The sequence below is a fragment of the Bacillus cereus group sp. RP43 genome (genome assembly GCF_040459645.1).
In the GTDB taxonomy this organism is placed as follows: Bacteria; Bacillota; Bacilli; order Bacillales; family Bacillaceae_G; genus Bacillus_A; species Bacillus_A mycoides_C.
The window spans coordinates 5,070,001-5,091,486 of record NZ_JARVHQ010000001.1; the positions used below are offsets into that span (position 1 = coordinate 5,070,001).

A 21,486-nucleotide genomic window follows, 5' to 3' on the forward strand; every position below is an offset into this window, starting at 1 on the left:
ATTCAATATCAGGCTACAGTAAAGCTCCACGGGGTCTTTCCGTCCTGTCGCGGGTAACCTGCATCTTCACAGGTACTATAATTTCACCGAGTCTCTGGTTGAGACAGTGCCCAAATCGTTACACCTTTCGTGCGGGTCGGAACTTACCCGACAAGGAATTTCGCTACCTTAGGACCGTTATAGTTACGGCCGCCGTTTACTGGGGCTTCAGTTCAGAGCTTCGCTTACGCTAACCCCTCTCCTTAACCTTCCAGCACCGGGCAGGTGTCAGCCCCTATACTTCGCCTTACGGCTTCGCAGAGACCTGTGTTTTTGCTAAACAGTCGCTTGGGCCTATTCACTGCGGCTTTCCGTTAAGAAAGCACCCCTTCTCCCGAAGTTACGGGGTCATTTTGCCGAGTTCCTTAACCAGAGTTCTCTCGCACACCTTAGGATTCTCTCCTCGCCTACCTGTGTCGGTTTGCGGTACAGGCACCTTTTATCTCGCTAGAAGCTTTTCTTGGCAGCGGGGAATCAAAGACTTCGCTCCATAAGGAGCTTCCCCATCACAGCTCAGCCTTCACGATAAGCGGATTTGCCTACTTATCAGCCTAACTGCTTGGACGTGCACAACCAATCGCACGCTTCTTCTATCCTTCTGCGTCCCTCCATTGCTCAAACGATAAAGAGGTGGTACAGGAATATCAACCTGTTGTCCATCGCCTACGCCTGTCGGCCTCGGCTTAGGTCCTGACTAACCCTGAGCGGACGAGCCTTCCTCAGGAAACCTTAGGCATTCGGTGGACGGGATTCTCACCCGTCTTTCGCTACTCATACCGGCATTCTCACTTCTAAGCGCTCCACCAGTCCTTCCGGTCTGACTTCACTGCACTTAGAACGCTCCCCTACCACTGATACCATTGGTATCAATTCGCAGCTTCGGTGGTGTATTTAGCCCCGGTACATTTTCGGCGCAGAGTCACTCGACTAGTGAGCTATTACGCACTCTTTAAATGGTGGCTGCTTCTGAGCCAACATCCTAGTTGTCTAAGCAACTCCACATCCTTTTCCACTTAATACACACTTTGGGACCTTAGCTGGCGATCTGGGCTGTTTCCCTCTTGACTACGGATCTTATCACTCGCAGTCTGACTCCTAAGGATAAGTCATTGGCATTCGGAGTTTGACTGAATTCGGTAATCCGATGAGGACCCCTAGTTCAATCAGTGCTCTACCTCCAAGACTCTTACACTTAAGGCTAGCCCTAAAGCTATTTCGGGGAGAACCAGCTATCTCCAGGTTCGATTGGAATTTCTCCGCTACCCACACCTCATCCCCGCACTTTTCAACGTGCGTGGGTTCGGGCCTCCATTCAGTGTTACCTGAACTTCACCCTGGACATGGGTAGATCACCTGGTTTCGGGTCTACGACCACGTACTAAACGCCCTATTCAGACTCGCTTTCGCTGCGGCTCCGCCTCTTCAGCTTAACCTCGCACGGGATCGTAACTCGCCGGTTCATTCTACAAAAGGCACGCCATCACCCATTAACGGGCTCTGACTATTTGTAGGCACACGGTTTCAGGATCTCTTTCACTCCCCTTCCGGGGTGCTTTTCACCTTTCCCTCACGGTACTGGTTCACTATCGATCACTAGGGAGTATTTAGCCTTGGGAGATGGTCCTCCCAGATTCCGACGGAATTTCACGTGTTCCGCCGTACTCAGGATACATTCAAGAGAGAACGAAGTTTCGACTACGGGGTTGTTACCCTCTGTGACGGACCTTTCCAGGTCGCTTCGTCTACCTCGTTCCTTTGTAACTCCGTATAGAATGTCCTACAACCCCAAGAGGCAAGCCTCTTGGTTTGGGCTAGATTCCGTTTCGCTCGCCGCTACTCAGGAAATCGCATTTGCTTTCTCTTCCTCCAGGTACTTAGATGTTTCAGTTCCCTGGGTCTGTCTTCCATACCCTATGTATTCAGGTAAGGATACCATACCATTACGTATAGTGGGTTTCCCCATTCGGAAATCTTCGGATCAAAGCTTACTTACAGCTCCCCGAAGCATATCGGCGTTAGTCCCGTCCTTCATCGACTCCTAGTGTCAAGGCATCCACCGTGCGCCCTTTCTAACTTAACCAAACTAAAATTAAAAAAATATGAGCTACACTGTTATCTAGTTTTCAAAGAACATACATTTAAACTTGAGAGATAGTTCTCTCAAAACTGAACGAAACGAAACAAGTCAACGTTTATTGATGAACTGCGTTCATCAATTCTCCATAGAAAGGAGGTGATCCAGCCGCACCTTCCGATACGGCTACCTTGTTACGACTTCACCCCAATCATCTGTCCCACCTTAGGCGGCTGGCTCCATAAAGGTTACCCCACCGACTTCGGGTGTTACAAACTCTCGTGGTGTGACGGGCGGTGTGTACAAGGCCCGGGAACGTATTCACCGCGGCATGCTGATCCGCGATTACTAGCGATTCCAGCTTCATGTAGGCGAGTTGCAGCCTACAATCCGAACTGAGAACGGTTTTATGAGATTAGCTCCACCTCGCGGTCTTGCAGCTCTTTGTACCGTCCATTGTAGCACGTGTGTAGCCCAGGTCATAAGGGGCATGATGATTTGACGTCATCCCCACCTTCCTCCGGTTTGTCACCGGCAGTCACCTTAGAGTGCCCAACTTAATGATGGCAACTAAGATCAAGGGTTGCGCTCGTTGCGGGACTTAACCCAACATCTCACGACACGAGCTGACGACAACCATGCACCACCTGTCACTCTGCTCCCGAAGGAGAAGTCCTATCTCTAGGATTTTCAGAGGATGTCAAGACCTGGTAAGGTTCTTCGCGTTGCTTCGAATTAAACCACATGCTCCACCGCTTGTGCGGGCCCCCGTCAATTCCTTTGAGTTTCAGCCTTGCGGCCGTACTCCCCAGGCGGAGTGCTTAATGCGTTAACTTCAGCACTAAAGGGCGGAAACCCTCTAACACTTAGCACTCATCGTTTACGGCGTGGACTACCAGGGTATCTAATCCTGTTTGCTCCCCACGCTTTCGCGCCTCAGTGTCAGTTACAGACCAGAAAGTCGCCTTCGCCACTGGTGTTCCTCCATATCTCTACGCATTTCACCGCTACACATGGAATTCCACTTTCCTCTTCTGCACTCAAGTCTCCCAGTTTCCAATGACCCTCCACGGTTGAGCCGTGGGCTTTCACATCAGACTTAAGAAACCACCTGCGCGCGCTTTACGCCCAATAATTCCGGATAACGCTTGCCACCTACGTATTACCGCGGCTGCTGGCACGTAGTTAGCCGTGGCTTTCTGGTTAGGTACCGTCAAGGTGCCAGCTTATTCAACTAGCACTTGTTCTTCCCTAACAACAGAGTTTTACGACCCGAAAGCCTTCATCACTCACGCGGCGTTGCTCCGTCAGACTTTCGTCCATTGCGGAAGATTCCCTACTGCTGCCTCCCGTAGGAGTCTGGGCCGTGTCTCAGTCCCAGTGTGGCCGATCACCCTCTCAGGTCGGCTACGCATCGTTGCCTTGGTGAGCCGTTACCTCACCAACTAGCTAATGCGACGCGGGTCCATCCATAAGTGACAGCCGAAGCCGCCTTTCAATTTCGAACCATGCAGTTCAAAATATTATCCGGTATTAGCCCCGGTTTCCCGGAGTTATCCCAGTCTTATGGGCAGGTTACCCACGTGTTACTCACCCGTCCGCCGCTAACTTCATAAGAGCAAGCTCTTAATCCATTCGCTCGACTTGCATGTATTAGGCACGCCGCCAGCGTTCATCCTGAGCCAGGATCAAACTCTCCAATAAAGTTAGTTTGTCTAGCATCTAAAAATAAAAATTGACGTTCACGTTGTTTGTTTCGTTCAGTTTTCAAAGAACTACTTAGTCGCTCATTTGCGACTTCCTTATGTTAACATCTTCATTTTTCGATGTCAACTAAGTTTTTTAATTTCTTTTTTGTCGTTTTCTGCGTTTCCGCATCAGCGACGGTTATTAATATATCATGTGGAAAAATGAAATGCAATAGTTTTTCTAATAAAATTTTTAACTTAGTAAAAAAGCATAAAAACAGCACCTTTCTTCTATATAAGTATAGTTTTTTAATCTGGCATCCATTTAACGAGCAATAATCTCACTTTGCTTTTAATAGAAGGTTTCTCTCCCCTCAAATAAAGAAATAAAAAAAAGCTTTGGAGAAATCTCCAAAGCTTAGTCTTGTTTATGGCGCATAGCTGGGAATAATAGTACGTCACGAATAGATGGTGCGTTTGTTAATAACATAACAAGACGATCAATACCGATTCCTAATCCGCCCGTAGGAGGCATACCATACTCAAGAGCTTCGATATAGTCATCATCCATCATATGAGCTTCATCATTACCTTGCTCACGCTCTTTTAATTGGGCTTCAAAGCGTTCCTTTTGATCGATTGGATCATTTAACTCAGTGAATGCATTAGCATGTTCACGTGCAACGATAAATAACTCGAAACGATCTGTGAATCGTGGATCTTCGTCATTCTTTTTCGCAAGTGGCGAAATTTCTACCGGATGACCGTAAATAAATGTTGGTTGGATTAATTTATCTTCTACTTTTTGTTCGAAGAACTCATTAATAATATGACCAACTTCCATTGTATTTTTAATTTCTACATTATGTTCTTTTGCAAGTTCACGCGCTTCTTCTACACTCATTGGATTCCAGAAATCTGCTCCAGAGTGTTGCTTAATTGCATCTACCATATGAAGACGTGTCCATTCCGGTTCTAGATTAATTTCATAATCACCATATTGGATTGTTGTTGTACCCAATACTTTTTTCGCGATATGAGCAACCATATTTTCTGTTAGTTTCATAATATCATTATAATCAGCGTACGCTTCATATAATTCAATCATCGTAAACTCAGGGTTATGACGAGTTGATACACCCTCATTACGGAATACACGGCCGATCTCATAAACTTTTTCTAATCCGCCCACAATAAGACGTTTTAAATGAAGTTCAATTGCAATACGCATATATAATTCCATATCTAACGCATTATGATGTGTAGTGAAAGGACGAGCAGACGCTCCACCTGCAATCGCGTGCATCATAGGCGTTTCTACTTCAAGATAACCGTTGTCATCTAAATATCTTCTCATTTCACGAATGATTTTACTACGGGTAACGAACGTTTCACGGCTTTCCATACTTGTAATTAAGTCCAAGTAACGTTGACGATAGCGTTGTTCAACATCTTTTAAACCATGGTATTTATCCGGTAATGGACGAAGAGATTTCGTTAAAAGTGTAAATTCTGTTGCTTTTACTGAAAGTTCTCCAACGTTTGTTTTGAACACTTTACCTTCAATACCTACTAAGTCACCTAAATCTGCTGTCGTAAATAACTCGTACTCTTCATCTCCAACAGCATCTTTACGAACATAAATTTGAACTTGTCCATGTAAATCTTGAATGTGCGCAAATCCCGCTTTTCCTTTACCGCGTTTTGTCATAATACGACCAGCGATAGAAACAGTGATTTCTTTCTCTTCTAATTCTTCTTTAGAGAATTCTCCATATAGACTTACTAAGTCAGTTGTTGAATTTGTGCGTTCAAATCGTTTACCGAACGGATCGATTCCTTGCTCACGTAAATTATGTAGCTTTTCACGACGAACAAGCAATTGGTCGTTTAATTCTTCGTGGTTCATGTTATCCATGATATTGATATCACTCCAGCTCTATTAATTTTTACAATATATACAGTATAGCATTTTCTACTCAACTAGAAAAACTGCCAGCAACCAACTGGCAGTTCTTCTTTCTTTCACGTAATTATAGGAAGTGTATAGAAGAATGTCAATCTCCTATGCCCCCTTATTAACCAACATAAATTGTTTGTTGTTTCGCTTCTACTTCTTCTACAAATGCACCTAATAAATTCGCAAGGTCTTCACGGGTGTTACAAATATTGATACCATTGCGCACACTCGCATTACCACGAACACCTTTTAAATACCAAGCTGCATGCTTCCTCATCTCTCTTACAGCGACATTTTCGTTCTTTAAATCGATAAGACGATCTAGATGCAACATACATACATCAATTTTCTCACGCACTGTTGGTTCCGGCATTAATTCACCTGTCTCTAAATACTTTACCGTACGATAAATCATCCACGGGTCTCCAAGAGCAGCGCGGCCAATCATAACTCCATCTACACCAACTTCATCAAGCATACGCTTTGCATCTTGCGGTGTTTCCACATCACCATTTCCGATAACCGGGATATTCACAGATTGCTTTACTTGTTTAATAATATCCCAATCCGCTTTCCCTTCATACATTTGCACTCGTGTACGTCCATGAACTGCTACTGCTTGCCCACCAGCACGCTCAACAGCTTTAGCGTTTTCAACTGCGAAAATATGATCTTCATCCCAACCAATACGCATTTTAACTGTAACTGGTTTTTCAACAGCATCTACAACTGCCGCTACCATCTCATATATTTTATTTGGATCTAAAAGCCACTTTGCTCCGGCATCACACTTAGTGATTTTCGGTACTGGGCAACCCATATTAATATCAATAATGTCTGCTGTCGTATATTTATCTACGTATTTTGCAGCATCTACAAGAGTTTCTTTCTCTCCACCAAAAATTTGTAAACTTAATGGTTTTTCTCTCTCATCGATATATAACATATCTAATGTTCTTTTGTTATTAAGTAATATTGCCTTATCACTTACCATTTCAGCACAAACTAAACCTGCACCAAATTCTTTTACTGTCAAACGGAATGCAGAGTTACACACCCCCGCCATCGGTGCTAGTACAACTGGATTTTTCATCTCAATATTTGCAATCTTTAACACCCGACTTACTCCTTCCTTTATGGTCACTTCGGCATCAATTCGTCTATTGAAACGTTTAATGTTTTAGCGACTTCTACTACAAAATCTTGGGAAGGTGATCTATTGCCCCTCTCAACTTCACCTAAAACCGATACAGATACTCCTAATTCTTTCGCAAAACCTTCTTGCGTATAGCCTTTTAGCTTTCGAAAAGCACGAATGCGTCTTCCCCATTTTTCTGCTTCCATACCGTTACTCCCTCTCGCCTTTTCATTTCTTCTACTTGTGAACGTGAAATGTTTTGTTTTATATCTTGATTAATCTCTAACAACGGAACGATAACAAAAGCTCTTTCGAACATCCGCGGATGCGGAACAATAAGATTCTCTGCTTCAATATTTTCTTGATTATATAGTAAAATGTCAAGGTCGATGGTCCTCGGACCCCATCTGATTTCCCTTTTTCTTCCTAGATCATTCTCTACCCTTTGTGTTACTTTCAATAATTCTTGCGGTGATAAATTGGTAGAAATTTTTACAACTAGATTTAAAAAGCAATTTTGGTCAGTATAGCCAATCGGATCAGTTTCATATACAGACGAAACATCATCAACTTGGATATGCTGGTTTTTATTTAAAAACTGAATTGCTTCAGTTAAATAAGTATAACGCTCCCCAATATTCGAACCTAATGCAATGTACGCTATATTATTCATGGACGTTCTCTCGTAATTTCTACCGCTACAGCACGATAATGCCCCGGTATCGGCGGATCTGGTTTAATTACCTTAATTGTACACTGTGAAATACTCTCATATTGTTTCAATATATCTGTAGCGATATTTTCAGCGATACTCTCTACAAGCTTATACGTTCTATCTTCAACAACTTTTCTACATAGTTCGAAAAGCTCCCCGTAATTGACAGAATGCTCTAAGTCGTCACTTTCTCCTGCACGTTTTAAATCCAACTCCACCGTTAAATCCACTTTAAACCTCTGACCCAATTTATTTTCTTCTGGGAATACACCATGATAACCGTAAAACTCCATATCATGGATATAAATTTTATCCAATTACTTTACCCCCTTACCAATCATCGCGTCCATCATCTTAGCCATACGTGCCATTTCTTTCACATCATGAACACGGATAAACTCACAGCCCTTTTCAATACCAAGACAAACGGTAGCTCCCGTTCCTTCAAGACGCTCCTCCACGGGTAAATCTAATACATGGCCAATAAAGGATTTTCTTGAAGTACCTAATAGAACCGGGTAACCCAATACATTTAACTGCTCTAAATTACGCATCGCTTCTAAATTTTGTTCAGGTGTTTTCGCAAAACCAATACCTGGGTCTAAAATAATATTCTCATCTCGCACACCTGCATCTTTAGCAATTTTAATACTCTCATACAAATCAGCAATCATATCAGCCATTAAATTGCGGTAGTTCATATTATCTCGGTTATGCATTAAGATAATAGGCACATCATAATAGGCTGCAACTTCAGCAATCTTCGGTTCCACCTTCGCTCCCCAAATATCATTAATAATATGAGCACCAGCTTCAATCGCTTGTTTCGCAACCTCAGCTTTATACGTGTCAATAGAAATAGGTAGCTTCACTTCTTTTGAAACTGCCTGAATCATTGGAACAACTCGCTTTATTTCTTCTTCTACTGAAACTTTAGCGAAACCTGGGCGGGTAGATTCACCACCGATATCAATAATATGAGCACCTTCATTTTTCATTTCTTTCGCATGGCACACTGCAGCATCTACTTCGTTGTAACTCCCACCATCAGAAAATGAATCTGGCGTTACATTTAAAATCCCCATAATTAATGTCTTTTCATTTAAATTCAATGTATATTCGCCGCAGCGCAAATCATAATCCCACTTCAAACTACACATCTCCTCTTCGCAATTCATTTCTGCTCCACAATTTCTCTCTCTGCACTTCATAAAGATCCATAAGTCTTTTTGTAACCACTCCCACTTTACCCGGGAAATCTTTCTCCTCTATACGATAAAGGGGGACGATTTCTTGAATAGAGTTCGTTACGAACACTTCATCCGCTGAAAGCAATTCATCTTTTGTAAAGAAACCTTCCTTTACCTCTATATCTAGCTCTTCAGCAGCCTTTATAATAAACGCACGAGTGATTCCGTTTAAAATCCCTGTTTCTAGCGAAGGAGTATATAAAATATCTCCTTTAACAAAAAAGAGATTCGAAACAATACCCTCTGCAACATAACCTGTTTCAGTAAGAAAAATACCTTCCTTATTCACAACATTTCCAATTTCGCGTTTCCCTAAAATATTATTTAAATAATGATGGGACTTCAAGCGAAACGCACCTTCTGGTGTATTTCGCACTTGCTTTAAAATAACTCCTTCTTTTTCCACTACATTCCCTGGAGCTGCTAAAGATTTGATAAAAACAATAACAGACGGTTCTTCATATACTTCCGTTTGTAATCCTATTTCATCTATACCCGCCGATACATTTAAGCGCACATATGCATGTTTTAACCCATTCTTAACGAGTAGATTCTTTAAAATAAGCATCACTTCATCTTTTGGCATTGTCCATTTGATTTGCAATATATCGAGCGCATCCATTAAGCGTTCATAATGATCATCCAATAAAAAGGGATGACCATTATAAATACGAAATGTCTCAAAAACCCCAAGCCCATATAGGTAACCGTGGTCATAAGGAGAAATTTTCGCTTCACTCGCTTCTATATACGCGCCATTTACGTAAATTAACACGATGTCACGCTTGGGCTATATTTGCGAATGAAATTCTGTAGCAACTCTTTCCCGTGAGAAGTCATAATAGATTCCGGATGGAATTGTACCCCTTCAATCGGCAACGTTTTATGACGAAGCGCCATGATTTCACCTTCTTCAGTCCAAGATGTTATCTCTAAACAATTCGGTAATGTCTCTTTTTTAACGATAAGAGAGTGATAACGTGTCGCAGTAAATGGATTTGGAATATCAGAAAAAATCGTCTGCCCATCATGATGCATTAAAGATGTTTTTCCATGCATCAAACGCTCTGCCCTGACAACATCCCCTCCAAATACTTGTGCAATTGATTGATGTCCAAGACAGACCCCAAAAATCGGAATCTTTCCAGCAAAGTATTTAATAACCTCCATACTAACACCCGCCTCATTAGGACTACATGGACCTGGCGAAATCATTAAAAAATCTGGTTTCATATTCTCAATATCCGAAATAGTCACTTTATCATTACGCTTAACAACAAGCTCTTGTCCAAGTTCTCCAAGAAATTGCACTAAATTAAATGTAAAAGAATCATAATTATCAATCATTAATATCATTTCTCTCACCTAACCGTTTCTTCGCTACTTTCTTTTGCACGCCATAAAGCGATTGCCTTTTTTAACGACTCTTTATATTCATCTTTTGGATTTGAATCAATTACAATACCTGCTCCAGCTTGCACATGCGCTTGTCCATCTTTAGCAAGTAGTGTTCGGATTACAATATTCAATTCCGTATCTCCAGAATAACCAATCCAACCAATTGAACCCGTATAAATTCCTCGGCGAACAGGTTCTAATTCTTCAATAATTTCCATCGTACGTATTTTCGGGGCACCGGTAATTGTCCCACCAGGAAATACAGCCTTCACCAAATCGAAAGCATCTTTATCTGCTTCCACCTCACCACGCACATTAGAAACAATATGCATAACGTGTGAGTATTTTTCAATTACCATGAATTCATCTACTTCAACAGTGCCATATTTGCAAACCCGGCCCAAGTCATTTCGTTCTAAGTCCACAAGCATTACGTGCTCTGCTCTTTCCTTTTCGTTTTCAATTAATTCTTTCGCTAATTCCTCATCCTCTTGCTCACTTGCCCCTCGAGAGCGCGTACCAGCAATCGGTCTTGTACTCACTTCTTTTCCTTGCTTTTTAATTAGCAATTCAGGCGAAGCACTAACAATTTGAAAATCCCCAAACTCCAAGTAACCCATATATGGAGATGGATTAATTTCACGAAGACTTGTATAAATTTCTAGCGGATGTGTTTGTAACGTTCTTTCTTGTCTTGTCGACAAGTTTACTTGAAACACATCACCATTTCCAATATATTCTTGAATACGTTCAACAGCCTTCATAAAGCCTTCTTCCGTAAAAGCGACTGCTTCATTTTTCTTTTCAGGACATTCAAACGGCATAGTCACTTCGGGCACTTCTTTCACCCAAAGATCCTTCCATTCATTTAACCGTTCTTCTGCCTCTTCACACTCATCTATATAATGCGTAATAATCCATAATACTCTTTCTTGTTGATCATAGACAAACACGTCATCAAATAATAAAAAGAATATATCAGGTATATTAATGTCATCCTCCGCAAGAGAAGACAGTTTTTCAATATAACGGATACAATCATAACTAAAGTATCCAATTGCCCCACCTTGAAAAGGTGGGTACTCCGGATTATAATCCGTTTTCCATTTCTCCATATACGCTTGCATTAAATCTAGTGGATTCCCTCTCTCTATTGTTTCCTTATCACTTTCACTTATATGTAACGTCTCATTCTTACCCTGAATTATCGCTACTGGATCCAGCCCAACGATGTTATAACGACCACCACGTCCACTTTCTAACAAAATATGTTGTGGCTTATCCTGGGAAAGAAATTTATATTGCTTAAAGAAATCTAACTGATATGGAATAGAAAGCGCTAAAGATTTTCTTCGTTGCATATCAACACCCCGTCTTCTTTTATCCCACCCTCTTAAGCTAACCAGCTCAAACTACATAAAGTTATTTATATAGAGAATGATTATACTCGAGGGCTAGTGAAAATAAATTAATTATACTACTTCTTATTTTACATGAAGTTTTCTAGTCATTCACTCTTTTCCTTTTTCCAATCAAAAAGAAAAAGCATCCTTTTTCAAGGATGCTTTTCAAATCGCATTCAATTATGATTCAAATTGATAAAGTGGTGTACTTAAATAACGTTCACCGTTACTTGGGATGATAACAAGTACCTTTTTCCCTTTACCTAATTTCTTCGCAACTTCTATTGCTGCATAAACGACTGCTCCTGAAGAGATACCAACTAAAATACCTTCTTCTTTAGCTACTCTTCTCGCATATTCAAACGCTTGCTCTGTTTTCACTTGAATAATTTCATCATATACTTCTACATCCAATGTCTCCGGAACAAATCCCGCTCCAATCCCTTGGATTTTATGCGGTCCTGGCTTTCCACCAGATAATACTGGTGAATCCGCAGGTTCTACCGCATAAATTTTGATATCTTTATAAGCTTCTTTCAGCACTTCACCGGCACCTGTAATTGTTCCGCCTGTACCAATACCTGCGATAAACGCATCCAATTGATCACCCATTTGTTCAACGATTTCTGGACCTGTTGTTATACGATGGATTTCTGGATTCGCTTGGTTTTGGAATTGTTGTGGTATAAAGTAACCATGCTCTTTTGCTAATTCAGTCGCTTTTCGAATTGCTCCGCCCATTCCTTCAGGTCCTGGAGTCAATACTAATTCAGCACCGTAAGCACGTAATAAATTACGACGCTCAATACTCATTGTTTCTGGCATTACTAAAATCGCCTTATATCCTTTAGCAGCCGCTACCATCGCTAAACCAATTCCTGTGTTACCACTTGTTGGCTCAATGATTGTATCGCCTTCTTTTAATAATCCTTTCTTTTCAGCATCTTCAATCATAGCTAATGCAATACGATCTTTAACACTGCTCCCAGGATTCATAAATTCTAATTTTAAGTATACATCTGCGCTGTCTGATTCTACGATGCGGTTCAACTTAACGATCGGCGTTTTCCCGATTAATTCTGAAACTGATTGTGCCACTCGCATTCCTGTCACTCCTAACACCGAGTATTTTTATTGGTTTTATCTATATTTAGATTTTGTCAGAAAATTCCCTGTTTGTCAATCTATCCGAGCGAACAATTCTCCACTTAAACTTCCTTATTACAAGCTCACAATTATGCTTGTAATATCTTCTTTAGAGAATTTATATCGTTCATTACAGAAATGACAGTGCACTTCCGTCTCTTCTTCTTCTTCACGAATTTGCTCTAATTCTGTTTTACCTAAACTAATTAACACACTCTCAATTCGTTCGCGTGAGCAAGTGCAATTAAATTGAACATCCATAGTTTCTAATACTTTTACTTTATCTTCCCCAAGAACTGCATATAGTAGCTCTTCTGGAGAAAGACCTTGTTCGATCAATGTTGATACAGGAGGAATTTTTTGCAAACGATCTTCAATGAATGAAATTGTTTCTTCCTGTGCGCCCGGCATAATTTGAAGGATAAATCCACCTGCCGCTAATACGCTGTCATCTCCATTTACAAGAACACCAACACCAACAGAAGAAGGCGTCTGTTCAGAAACTGCAAAATAGTACGTGAAGTCTTCTCCTAATTCACCTGAAACAATTGGAGATTGACCGATAAACGGTTCACGCATACCAATATCTTTAATTACAGTTACAAACCCTTCTGTACCTACCGCTTGATATACACGCAGTTTTCCTTGTTCTGTTCCTTCAAAATCAACATGCGGATTCGTTACATAACCACGTACATCCCCATTTGCATGAGCATCCACTAGGATTGGACCAATCGGACCGTTACCCTCTACCTTAATTGTTAACTTTTGGTCACCTTTTAACATCGCACCCATCATTGTACCCGCAGTTAAAGAACGGCCAAGCGCTGCTGAAGCAGTTCTCCACGTGTCATGACGTCTTTGCGCTTCGCTAACTGTATTTGTTGTACGCACACTATACGCACGTACTTCTCCATCAAATGCTAAAGCTTTTACTAAATAATCTTTCATACTTATTTATTCACCTTTCTCATACTGTAAATTTGCATTACGTTCATATAACATATACAAACCTTTTAACGTTAAAAACGGATCTACGATATCAATTACATTTGATTCTTCTGAAATTAATTTCGCTAATCCACCTGTTGCAATAACTTTCGGTTCTTGCTTAGCTTCTTCTTTCATACGCTTAACAATACCTTCCACTTGTCCAACGTATCCATAAAGAATACCTGATTGCATCGCACTTACTGTATTCTTTCCGATAACACTACTCGGTTTTGTAATTTCAATACGAGGAAGCTTTGCTGCTCTGCTATATAAAGCCTCTGCTGAAATCATAATTCCTGGCGTAATGACGCCACCCATATAATGCTTCTCTTCGTTAATATAACAATATGTAGTAGCCGTACCAAAATCAACAATAATAAGCGGACTTCCATATAAGTGGATTCCTGCTACCGCATTTACAATTCGGTCCGCGCCTACTTCACGTGGATTTTCATATTTAATATTCAAGCCAGTTTTTATCCCAGGCCCCACTACAAGCGGTTTAATTTTAAAATACTTTTCACACATACGCTCTAAAGCGAACATAATTGGCGGTACGACTGAAGACACAATAATACCTTTCACATCTTCAAAAGAAAGACCTTCATGCTCAAGTAACTGCTTTACAAGCATCCCATACTCATCTTCTGTTTTATGACGATCTGTTTCCATGCGCCAATGCTGACAAAGTTTCCCCTCTTCAAACACACCTAATACCGCATTTGTGTTCCCTACATCCAATACAAAAATCATATTCTCACCACTTATCTTATTTAATCTTTATTTGTGCAGTATGTATAAAACTTATAAAAACATCATATCACACATACTTATATAATCAGTTTTTCTATACTCATCATTGTACAAAAAGATTACTCCCTATTTCAATTTTTAATAATAGTTTCATTTAAATTCTTTTGCCACTTAAATTCATTCCACAAAAAAAGGAGTGACTATTGTCACTCCTTCGTTTCTTACTTATCTTCTGTATCTTCATCGTCTTTCTTCGTATTGATGTTTACTTTCACATCATCTGAAGATGTTGGACGCTCAGGTAATCTGCCATAATCATATAAATGATTAATTTGCTCTGCATCTAATGTTTCTACTTCAAGTAACGTTTTCGCGATAATATCAAGCTTATCTCGTTTTTCAGTAAGAATTTGTTTCGCACGAGCATAACATTCTTTAATAATTGTTTGCATTTCCACATCAATTTCATGCGCGATTGCATCACTGTAGTTTTGTTCTGAATGGAAGTCTCTTCCTAAGAATACCTGACCACCTTGTGAGCTACCAAATTGCATCGGTCCAAGCTTATCACTCATCCCGAATTCTGTAACCATACGTCTTGCAATACCAGTCGCACGTTGGAAGTCGTTGTGAGCGCCTGTACTTGCTTCACCAAATACAATCTCCTCAGCTACTCGACCACCAAGTAAACCAGTAATTTTATCAAGTAACTCTGGTTTTGTCATGAAGTAACGATCTTCCTTCGGAAGCATTACCGCATATCCACCAGCTTGACCACGAGGGACAATTGTTACTTTATGAACGATATCTGCTTCATCAAGGACAACACCAATTACAGTATGGCCAGCCTCATGGAATGCAACAATATTACGTTCTTTTTCAGAGATAACACGACTTTTCTTAGCTGGACCTGCAATAACACGATCCGTCGCTTCATCGATGTCACTCATATCAATTTTCTTCTTGTCTTGACGCGCAGCTACTAAAGCCGCTTCGTTTAATAAGTTTTCAAGATCGGCACCAGAGAATCCTGGTGTACGAGTTGCAATTGCTCTTAAGTTGACATTCTCATCAAGCGGTTTATTACGAGCGTGTACTTTAAGTACAGCTTCACGACCATTTACATCTGGACGATCTACTGTAATTTGACGGTCAAAACGACCTGGACGTAATAACGCTGGATCAAGAATATCGGGACGGTTTGTCGCAGCGATGATAATAATACCTTCGTTTGCACCGAACCCATCCATTTCAACAAGCAATTGGTTCAACGTTTGTTCACGCTCATCATGACCACCGCCAAGACCCGCGCCACGTTGACGTCCTACCGCATCAATTTCATCAATGAAAATGATACAAGGAGCATTTTTCTTTGCATTTTCAAATAAATCACGTACACGGGATGCACCGACACCGACGAACATCTCTACGAAGTCAGAACCACTAATAGAGAAGAACGGAACGCCTGCTTCACCTGCAACAGCACGTGCTAGTAAAGTTTTACCTGTACCTGGAGGTCCCACTAATAGAACACCCTTCGGAATACGGGCACCAACTTCAGCGAACTTACGAGGGTCTTTCAAGAATTCAACTACCTCAACAAGTTCTTGTTTCTCTTCATCCGCTCCAGCAACATCTCTGAAACGAATTTTTTTCTTTTCATCATTATATAGCTTCGCCTTACTTTTCCCGAAGTTCATAACACGGCTACCGCCGCCCTGAGCTTGATTTAATAAGAAGAAGAATAAAATGAAGATAATGACAAACGGAATGATAGAAGTGAAGAACGTTACCCAAGCACTTGTTTCTTCTGCTGGTTGATACTTAACTTCAGCCCCTTGCGCTTTATCATTAATTTTCTTTTGTAATTCCTCAGTATTTGGTGCATAAGTAACAAATTGCTCTCCTTGGCTAGAAGTCTTGAATTGTCCCTTTACCTCAAACACACCATTTTTCGGTTGAAGCTGCACATTACGCACTTCACCTTTTTCAAGTTGAGTAATGAATTTATCGTAGCTAACTGATGTCGTTTTTTGCGTCGAACCATTAAAATAGCTTACGATTCCAATTACTACTAAGAATATCAGTAAATAAAAGATGGTATTACGGAAGATACGATTCATTCCTAACCTCCTCTCACGGCATAAACACTATAGTAAATCGTAACATAGAAAAACTTTCCTATACAATTGTAACGCCTATATTTAATTAATTTGAGTAAACACTTGGTTTTAATACTCCTACATAAGGAAGATTACGGTATTGCTCTTTATAATCTAATCCATATCCTACAACAAATTCATGAGGAACAGTAAATCCAACATAATCTGCTTTCAGATCAACCTTACGGCCTGTTGGCTTATCTAATAACGTAACAATCTTTACAGATTTCGCTTTACGATATTTAAACAGGTCTACTAAATAGCTTAGTGTAAGACCGCTATCAATAATATCTTCAACGATTAAAATATCACGACCTTCTACAGAAGTATCAAGATCTTTTAAGATTTTTACTTCGCCTGTTGAAACTGTAGAGTGACCGTAGCTAGATACAGCCATAAAATCCATTTCAAGATATGTATCTGTTCTCTTTAATAAATCTGCCATAAATGGCATTGCGCCCTTTAGTACACCAATCGCAAGAGGTACTGTATTTTTGTAATCCTCTGCAATAACTGCACCTAGTTCGTGCACCTTTTCCTGTATTTGCTCTTCAGAAATTAATACTTTTTCGATATCTTGATTCATCATTTCATTATCCTCCCGGAAGACTCCTTGCTTTTGTAGTGAATAATCATGTATTTACCCTTCTTTGCTATCTCTTTCGGAGTAGCAAATGCAGATCGTTTCAACAAGGGCACCCAAATAATATTTCCACTTGCGTCACAAACGATCGGCCATTCTTCTCTTTTTTCTTTCGGTACTTTCGCTTCGATAAAAATAGCTTTTATCTTTTTTGTACCAGCCATACCTTGCATTGACATGCGATCTCCATTTTCCCTAGACCGAATACGAAGTGGATACGATATATCATTATACTTAGCAACAAATACTGTTTCATTCATGTTACTCGGTATATCTTCGCTCACCTCTGTTACAAGTTTATCCCCATTCGGCAATATAATTGTCCCAGGTACTGATAAATCTTGCGAAAAAGGAGAAACAATTTCTTGTTTAAATCCAAAACTACATTCTTCGTATGTGCGAACAATTTTCAAACCACCCGGAAAATCTAGTGAACCTGAAGGCTGTGCCCGCTTAAAAAATTCAATCACCTTGTCAATATGTATAGAAGAAAGCGAAGATGGAATCTTATATTCATAAAGATAGTTTAATATTAGTTGAATCCCTCTTCTTTGTAAAGGCATAGACATGGATTCAAAGGCAGGAATTGATAAGCTAATTTGTTTATCTCTTTTTTTTGTAATTACTTTATTCATTTTCTCAAAAGCTAATTCCTGCAAATAAGCCTCATCCTCTTGCATCTGCACGCTGAATTTTTGAAATTTCTCATGCATTTGTGGATTTTCTTCTTTCAAATAAGGAAGGACATATTTACGTAATCGATTCCTTGTATATACTTCCTTTTTATTACTCGGATCTATACGCGGAATAACTTTTAATTTATTACAGTAATCAACAATTTCTTCCTTAGTTACCCCAAGTAACGGCCTAATTAAATATCCATTATGAAAAGAACGCTTCACTGCAATTCCTGCGTATCCTTTCGGAGTACTCCCTCGTACAAGGCGCATTAAAATCGTCTCTACTTGATCATCTCCATGGTGACCAAGAGCTACATATCTCGCATCATATTTCTTCATTATTCTTTCCAAAAATGCATATCTGCATTCTCTAGCAGCAACTTGCGCATTCATTCCATATTGCTGTTGATATTGCGACACATTAATCCTTAGCGTTTCACAAATAACTCCTAGCTCTTTGCAAAGACCCTGTACAAATTGTAAATCCTCATGAGATTCATTACCTCTAAACATATGATCCACATGCGCTACTACAATTTCGAGCTGTTTTTCTGCCCTTTTTTCTAACAAATAATATAAAAGAGCCAAAGAGTCAGGACCACCAGAAACCCCTACAACAATTGTTGAATGTTTCTTTAATACATCATGCTGCTTTACAAAGTCATCTACTTTTTCAACAAATGCATCTTTCAACTTCGCAATCACCTTTCATTAAACAAGAACAACATTAGTTACCTTGTATATAATGGTACAACTTTTACAAACATTGTGCAAAAAAAAGATGTAAAAAATCCACATTTTTATCTTACATCCCTCCTGTATATTTAACAAAGTAATCACATTACCTTTTTAATCAAAAAAACCTAGGTATCTACCTAGGTTTTTTTGATTATTTTATTGCGCCTGCATTCCCACTATTGGAATCGTAGCCCACTTCGGCATATTTTTCTTTACTTTCGCCACCACAATAGTCATATCATCATTTATATAACCATCACCGGAGCGAATTACTTCTTCCATAATAATATCAGCAATTTCCTGTGGATCTTCTGTTTGTAGTTCTTTAATTTTACGTTTTATCCATAATTCGTGATTCTCCACGTGTTGCGCTCCCTCAAAAATGCCGTCACTCATCATGATAAGAAGATCACCTGTTTTTAATTGCTCACCAACCACATCAACTTCAACATCTTCAATGATTCCCATCGGTAAATTACTTGCCTCAATTTTCAAAATATTATTTCCGCGTTTAACAAAACTTGGCGTCGATCCAATCTTTAAAAACTTCGCACTCGCATCCCGTAAATCTACCATAGCCAAGTCAAGCGTTGTATACATCTCCTCTGTCGTCCTTAAAGAAAGAATTGAATTGATGGACTTAATTGCTATTTCTTCATCAATACCTGATTGAAGTATCTTTTGTAATAATTTTACCGTTTCCCTACTCTCCATATGAGCCCTTTGTCCATTTCCCATACCATCACTAATCGCAAGTGCATATTTACCAACGCTCAAATCCATCATCGCGTAGGAATCACCTGAAATAAATCCACCACCTTTTGCAGCTGTGGCCAATCCTGTATCCAGAGAATACGTCTTCGCTGAACCAAACGATATTAAACTGTGCCCATTTGGATATGAGGATTTCTCTTCATGCTTAACGACGATATTCTCTTTTAAAATATCTGAAAGCATTGGAGCAACCAACTTCTCACATTCCCCATGTTCATTAGATGCAGCTGGAATCAACATCTCAATATCAATACTTCCTCTATCTAAACAATAAATATCAACATGCTCCACTTCGACACCGAAATCACGAAACGCTTGTAAAATTTGCTCCTCCTGCGCTTGATGGTTCTCTCTTTCTCGTTGTATCTCCTTAGCGAAATCTTCCATCACTTTTGATACACCTAGTAATTGTTCCGCTACAATTCTACGATTTTCCTTCATTTGTTTTCTTAATTTCTGCCCCTCATAGAAGTGATCTAATTCACCTGCTACTAAATCCGTTACTTTCTTCCCTCTCACACAATGCTTGTCCCATTCACGAACTAACTTCCGATTATGCTGCAGCGTCCCTTCTTCTGTTTCACTCATTATTTGTTTCATATAATCGTATGTTTTATCAAAATTAACTACCCAACATTGATCCTTCTTAAAGCATGTTTGACATGTTTTTGCAGTAATTGTACTTAAAAACAAATCGGCTTCTGTTTCTTTATCTTCCTCCTCCACATACCCATATACGGAAAAGCTATTAGACAAAGCAGCAAATACATTAGCAAATTGATTAATTTTATTTGCTGTAACATCGCGCACCCTTCTTAAATATTGTTGTTGATCTTGAGAATGTTCCTGTGTACCCGGCATAAATTTAGCAATACGATCCATAACAAGCTTCGGTGTTAACAAGAAGAAAACAATTGCTACACCAGATTCAATTAAAGTTGTTACAATACTTGTTTGCTTGTCTACATATAATGTAATTAAGCTTGTACCAATTAATAAACCTAAACTAACTCCTATACGCTTCCCTTCTTTTAACAATCCCCCGAGCAATCCTGAAAAGGCAAGGAGACTAAGTTGAGACAAGCTAGCCACATTCGCTAAACTTAATATTAACCCAGTGACAACTCCCACCGTGGACCCTGTAGCTGCCCCTGCAATAAAGGCAAATACCAATACTAAATATCTAGTGAAAATATGTTGAATAGAAGCATCATAAACAAACCAATCCGTTGTGCCCGTTAAAACAGATGCTAGTAATATAATTAAACAAACAATTTCTTCTGTTTCTAACGCTTGTTGCTTCCCTTTCCTTTCCACTAAAAGCGGAACACTTTGTAAAAATATCATCGTTAATACGAAGCTAAGCCCCGCTTCGATCGTACTGACGAGCAAATCATACATGGTGACGGTGTGCTGTGCAAAATATACAACAACTAAATGTGCGGTTAATGCGGAGATAAATACTTGGAATGGTACCAGTCCAACAGTTTTACGTGTAAACCGACTAAAGAAGATATTATAAATAAAGAAGGTAAAGATAGATGCAAAAGTAAAAAATAAATTATCTATCGAAACTGAAAGTGCCCCCCCCATTAGGGCTAAGAACGCGAGCGGCATTTTATCTCGCTTCATAACATAAACAGCAGCAAAAAACGGCAATGCAAACGGTAAAATGTTTGTTAATATATATGCTCGTCCCAAAAGAAAACCAATAACAGCAATAATGAATCCCCATCTAAAGAAAACTTGTTCAAACTTCATTCGCAACTTACTCGTCCACTTTATTGTTCCAAGCTGACCTTCATTCATCGCCAATGCACTTGTATTCATAGTATTCCTTCCTGCTTTAGGCATATTTTTAACACCACCTGCATAGTTTAATTACTGTTATTATAAAAGATGATTGTTGGGATTTTTGTCAAAACAACAGTT

Annotated in this window: 16 protein-coding genes and 2 rRNA genes (1 of these 18 only partly in view); all 18 read right to left on the reverse strand. The window is 39.8% G+C overall.

Features of this window, described 5'->3' with window-relative positions; genetic code table 11:
• Positions 1-2,119 (reverse strand): 23S ribosomal RNA (locus tag QCI75_RS26370); it reaches 803 nt to the left of the window's first position.
• A 146-nt stretch (positions 2,120-2,265) separates the two neighbouring features.
• A 16S ribosomal RNA gene (locus QCI75_RS26375) occupies positions 2,266-3,817 on the reverse strand.
• Together the 16S and 23S rRNA genes form the textbook arrangement of a ribosomal RNA operon.
• Positions 3,818-4,219: 402 nt before the next feature.
• Entirely contained in the window at positions 4,220-5,719 is a 1,500-nt protein-coding gene (gene lysS, locus QCI75_RS26380; protein ID WP_353761448.1) for a lysine--tRNA ligase, read from the reverse strand.
• A gap of 160 nt (positions 5,720-5,879) precedes the next feature.
• Entirely contained in the window at positions 5,880-6,878 is a 999-nt protein-coding gene (gene dusB / locus QCI75_RS26385; RefSeq protein ID WP_353761449.1) for a tRNA dihydrouridine synthase DusB, read from the reverse strand.
• Positions 6,879-6,901: 23 nt separating this feature from the next.
• Positions 6,902-7,105 (reverse strand): helix-turn-helix domain-containing protein, encoded by a 204-nt coding sequence (locus tag QCI75_RS26390; protein WP_002009706.1) that lies wholly within the window; start codon positions 7,103-7,105, stop codon positions 6,902-6,904.
• Positions 7,057-7,572: a 2-amino-4-hydroxy-6-hydroxymethyldihydropteridine diphosphokinase gene (gene folK, locus QCI75_RS26395; RefSeq protein ID WP_199675213.1), complete on the reverse strand. Its 516-nt coding sequence runs from the start codon at positions 7,570-7,572 to the stop codon at positions 7,057-7,059. Before folK ends, QCI75_RS26390 begins: the two co-directional genes overlap by 49 nt.
• Positions 7,569-7,931, reverse strand: coding sequence for a dihydroneopterin aldolase (gene folB, locus QCI75_RS26400; RefSeq protein ID WP_002113276.1), 363 nt, complete (start codon positions 7,929-7,931; stop codon positions 7,569-7,571). The genes folK and folB overlap by 4 nt, the downstream gene beginning before the upstream one ends.
• Positions 7,932-8,792, reverse strand: coding sequence for a dihydropteroate synthase (folP, locus tag QCI75_RS26405; protein ID WP_144505715.1), 861 nt, complete (start codon positions 8,790-8,792; stop codon positions 7,932-7,934).
• Positions 8,767-9,639: an aminodeoxychorismate lyase gene (gene pabC / locus QCI75_RS26410; RefSeq protein WP_353761451.1), complete on the reverse strand. Its 873-nt coding sequence runs from the start codon at positions 9,637-9,639 to the stop codon at positions 8,767-8,769. The genes folP and pabC overlap by 26 nt, the downstream gene beginning before the upstream one ends.
• Positions 9,633-10,220 (reverse strand): aminodeoxychorismate/anthranilate synthase component II, encoded by a 588-nt coding sequence (gene pabA, locus QCI75_RS26415; protein ID WP_353761452.1) that lies wholly within the window; start codon positions 10,218-10,220, stop codon positions 9,633-9,635. The genes pabC and pabA overlap by 7 nt, the downstream gene beginning before the upstream one ends.
• 5 nt (positions 10,221-10,225) lie before the next feature.
• Positions 10,226-11,623, reverse strand: a complete 1,398-nt coding sequence (trpE, locus tag QCI75_RS26420) for an anthranilate synthase component I (RefSeq protein ID WP_353761453.1) — start codon at positions 11,621-11,623, stop codon at positions 10,226-10,228.
• Between the two features lie 222 nt (positions 11,624-11,845).
• Positions 11,846-12,769 (reverse strand): cysteine synthase A, encoded by a 924-nt coding sequence (cysK, locus tag QCI75_RS26425; RefSeq protein WP_144505709.1) that lies wholly within the window; start codon positions 12,767-12,769, stop codon positions 11,846-11,848.
• Positions 12,770-12,886: 117 nt separating this feature from the next.
• A complete protein-coding gene (gene hslO / locus QCI75_RS26430; RefSeq protein WP_100062276.1) occupies positions 12,887-13,762 on the reverse strand; it encodes a redox-regulated molecular chaperone HslO in 876 nt (291 codons plus the stop codon).
• A gap of 6 nt (positions 13,763-13,768) precedes the next feature.
• On the reverse strand, positions 13,769-14,557 hold the full coding sequence (locus tag QCI75_RS26435; protein ID WP_144505707.1) for a type III pantothenate kinase: 789 nt from the start codon (positions 14,555-14,557) through the stop codon (positions 13,769-13,771).
• Between the two features lie 221 nt (positions 14,558-14,778).
• Positions 14,779-16,680, reverse strand: coding sequence for an ATP-dependent zinc metalloprotease FtsH (gene ftsH / locus QCI75_RS26440; RefSeq protein ID WP_144505705.1), 1,902 nt, complete (start codon positions 16,678-16,680; stop codon positions 14,779-14,781).
• A gap of 85 nt (positions 16,681-16,765) precedes the next feature.
• A complete protein-coding gene (hpt, locus tag QCI75_RS26445) occupies positions 16,766-17,308 on the reverse strand; it encodes a hypoxanthine phosphoribosyltransferase (protein ID WP_002124550.1) in 543 nt (180 codons plus the stop codon).
• Positions 17,305-18,735: a tRNA lysidine(34) synthetase TilS gene (gene tilS / locus QCI75_RS26450; protein ID WP_144505703.1), complete on the reverse strand. Its 1,431-nt coding sequence runs from the start codon at positions 18,733-18,735 to the stop codon at positions 17,305-17,307. Before tilS ends, hpt begins: the two co-directional genes overlap by 4 nt.
• 201 nt (positions 18,736-18,936) lie before the next feature.
• Positions 18,937-21,408, reverse strand: a complete 2,472-nt coding sequence (gene spoIIE, locus QCI75_RS26455; RefSeq protein ID WP_144505701.1) for a stage II sporulation protein E — start codon at positions 21,406-21,408, stop codon at positions 18,937-18,939.
• Between the last annotated feature and the right edge of the window lie 78 nt (positions 21,409-21,486).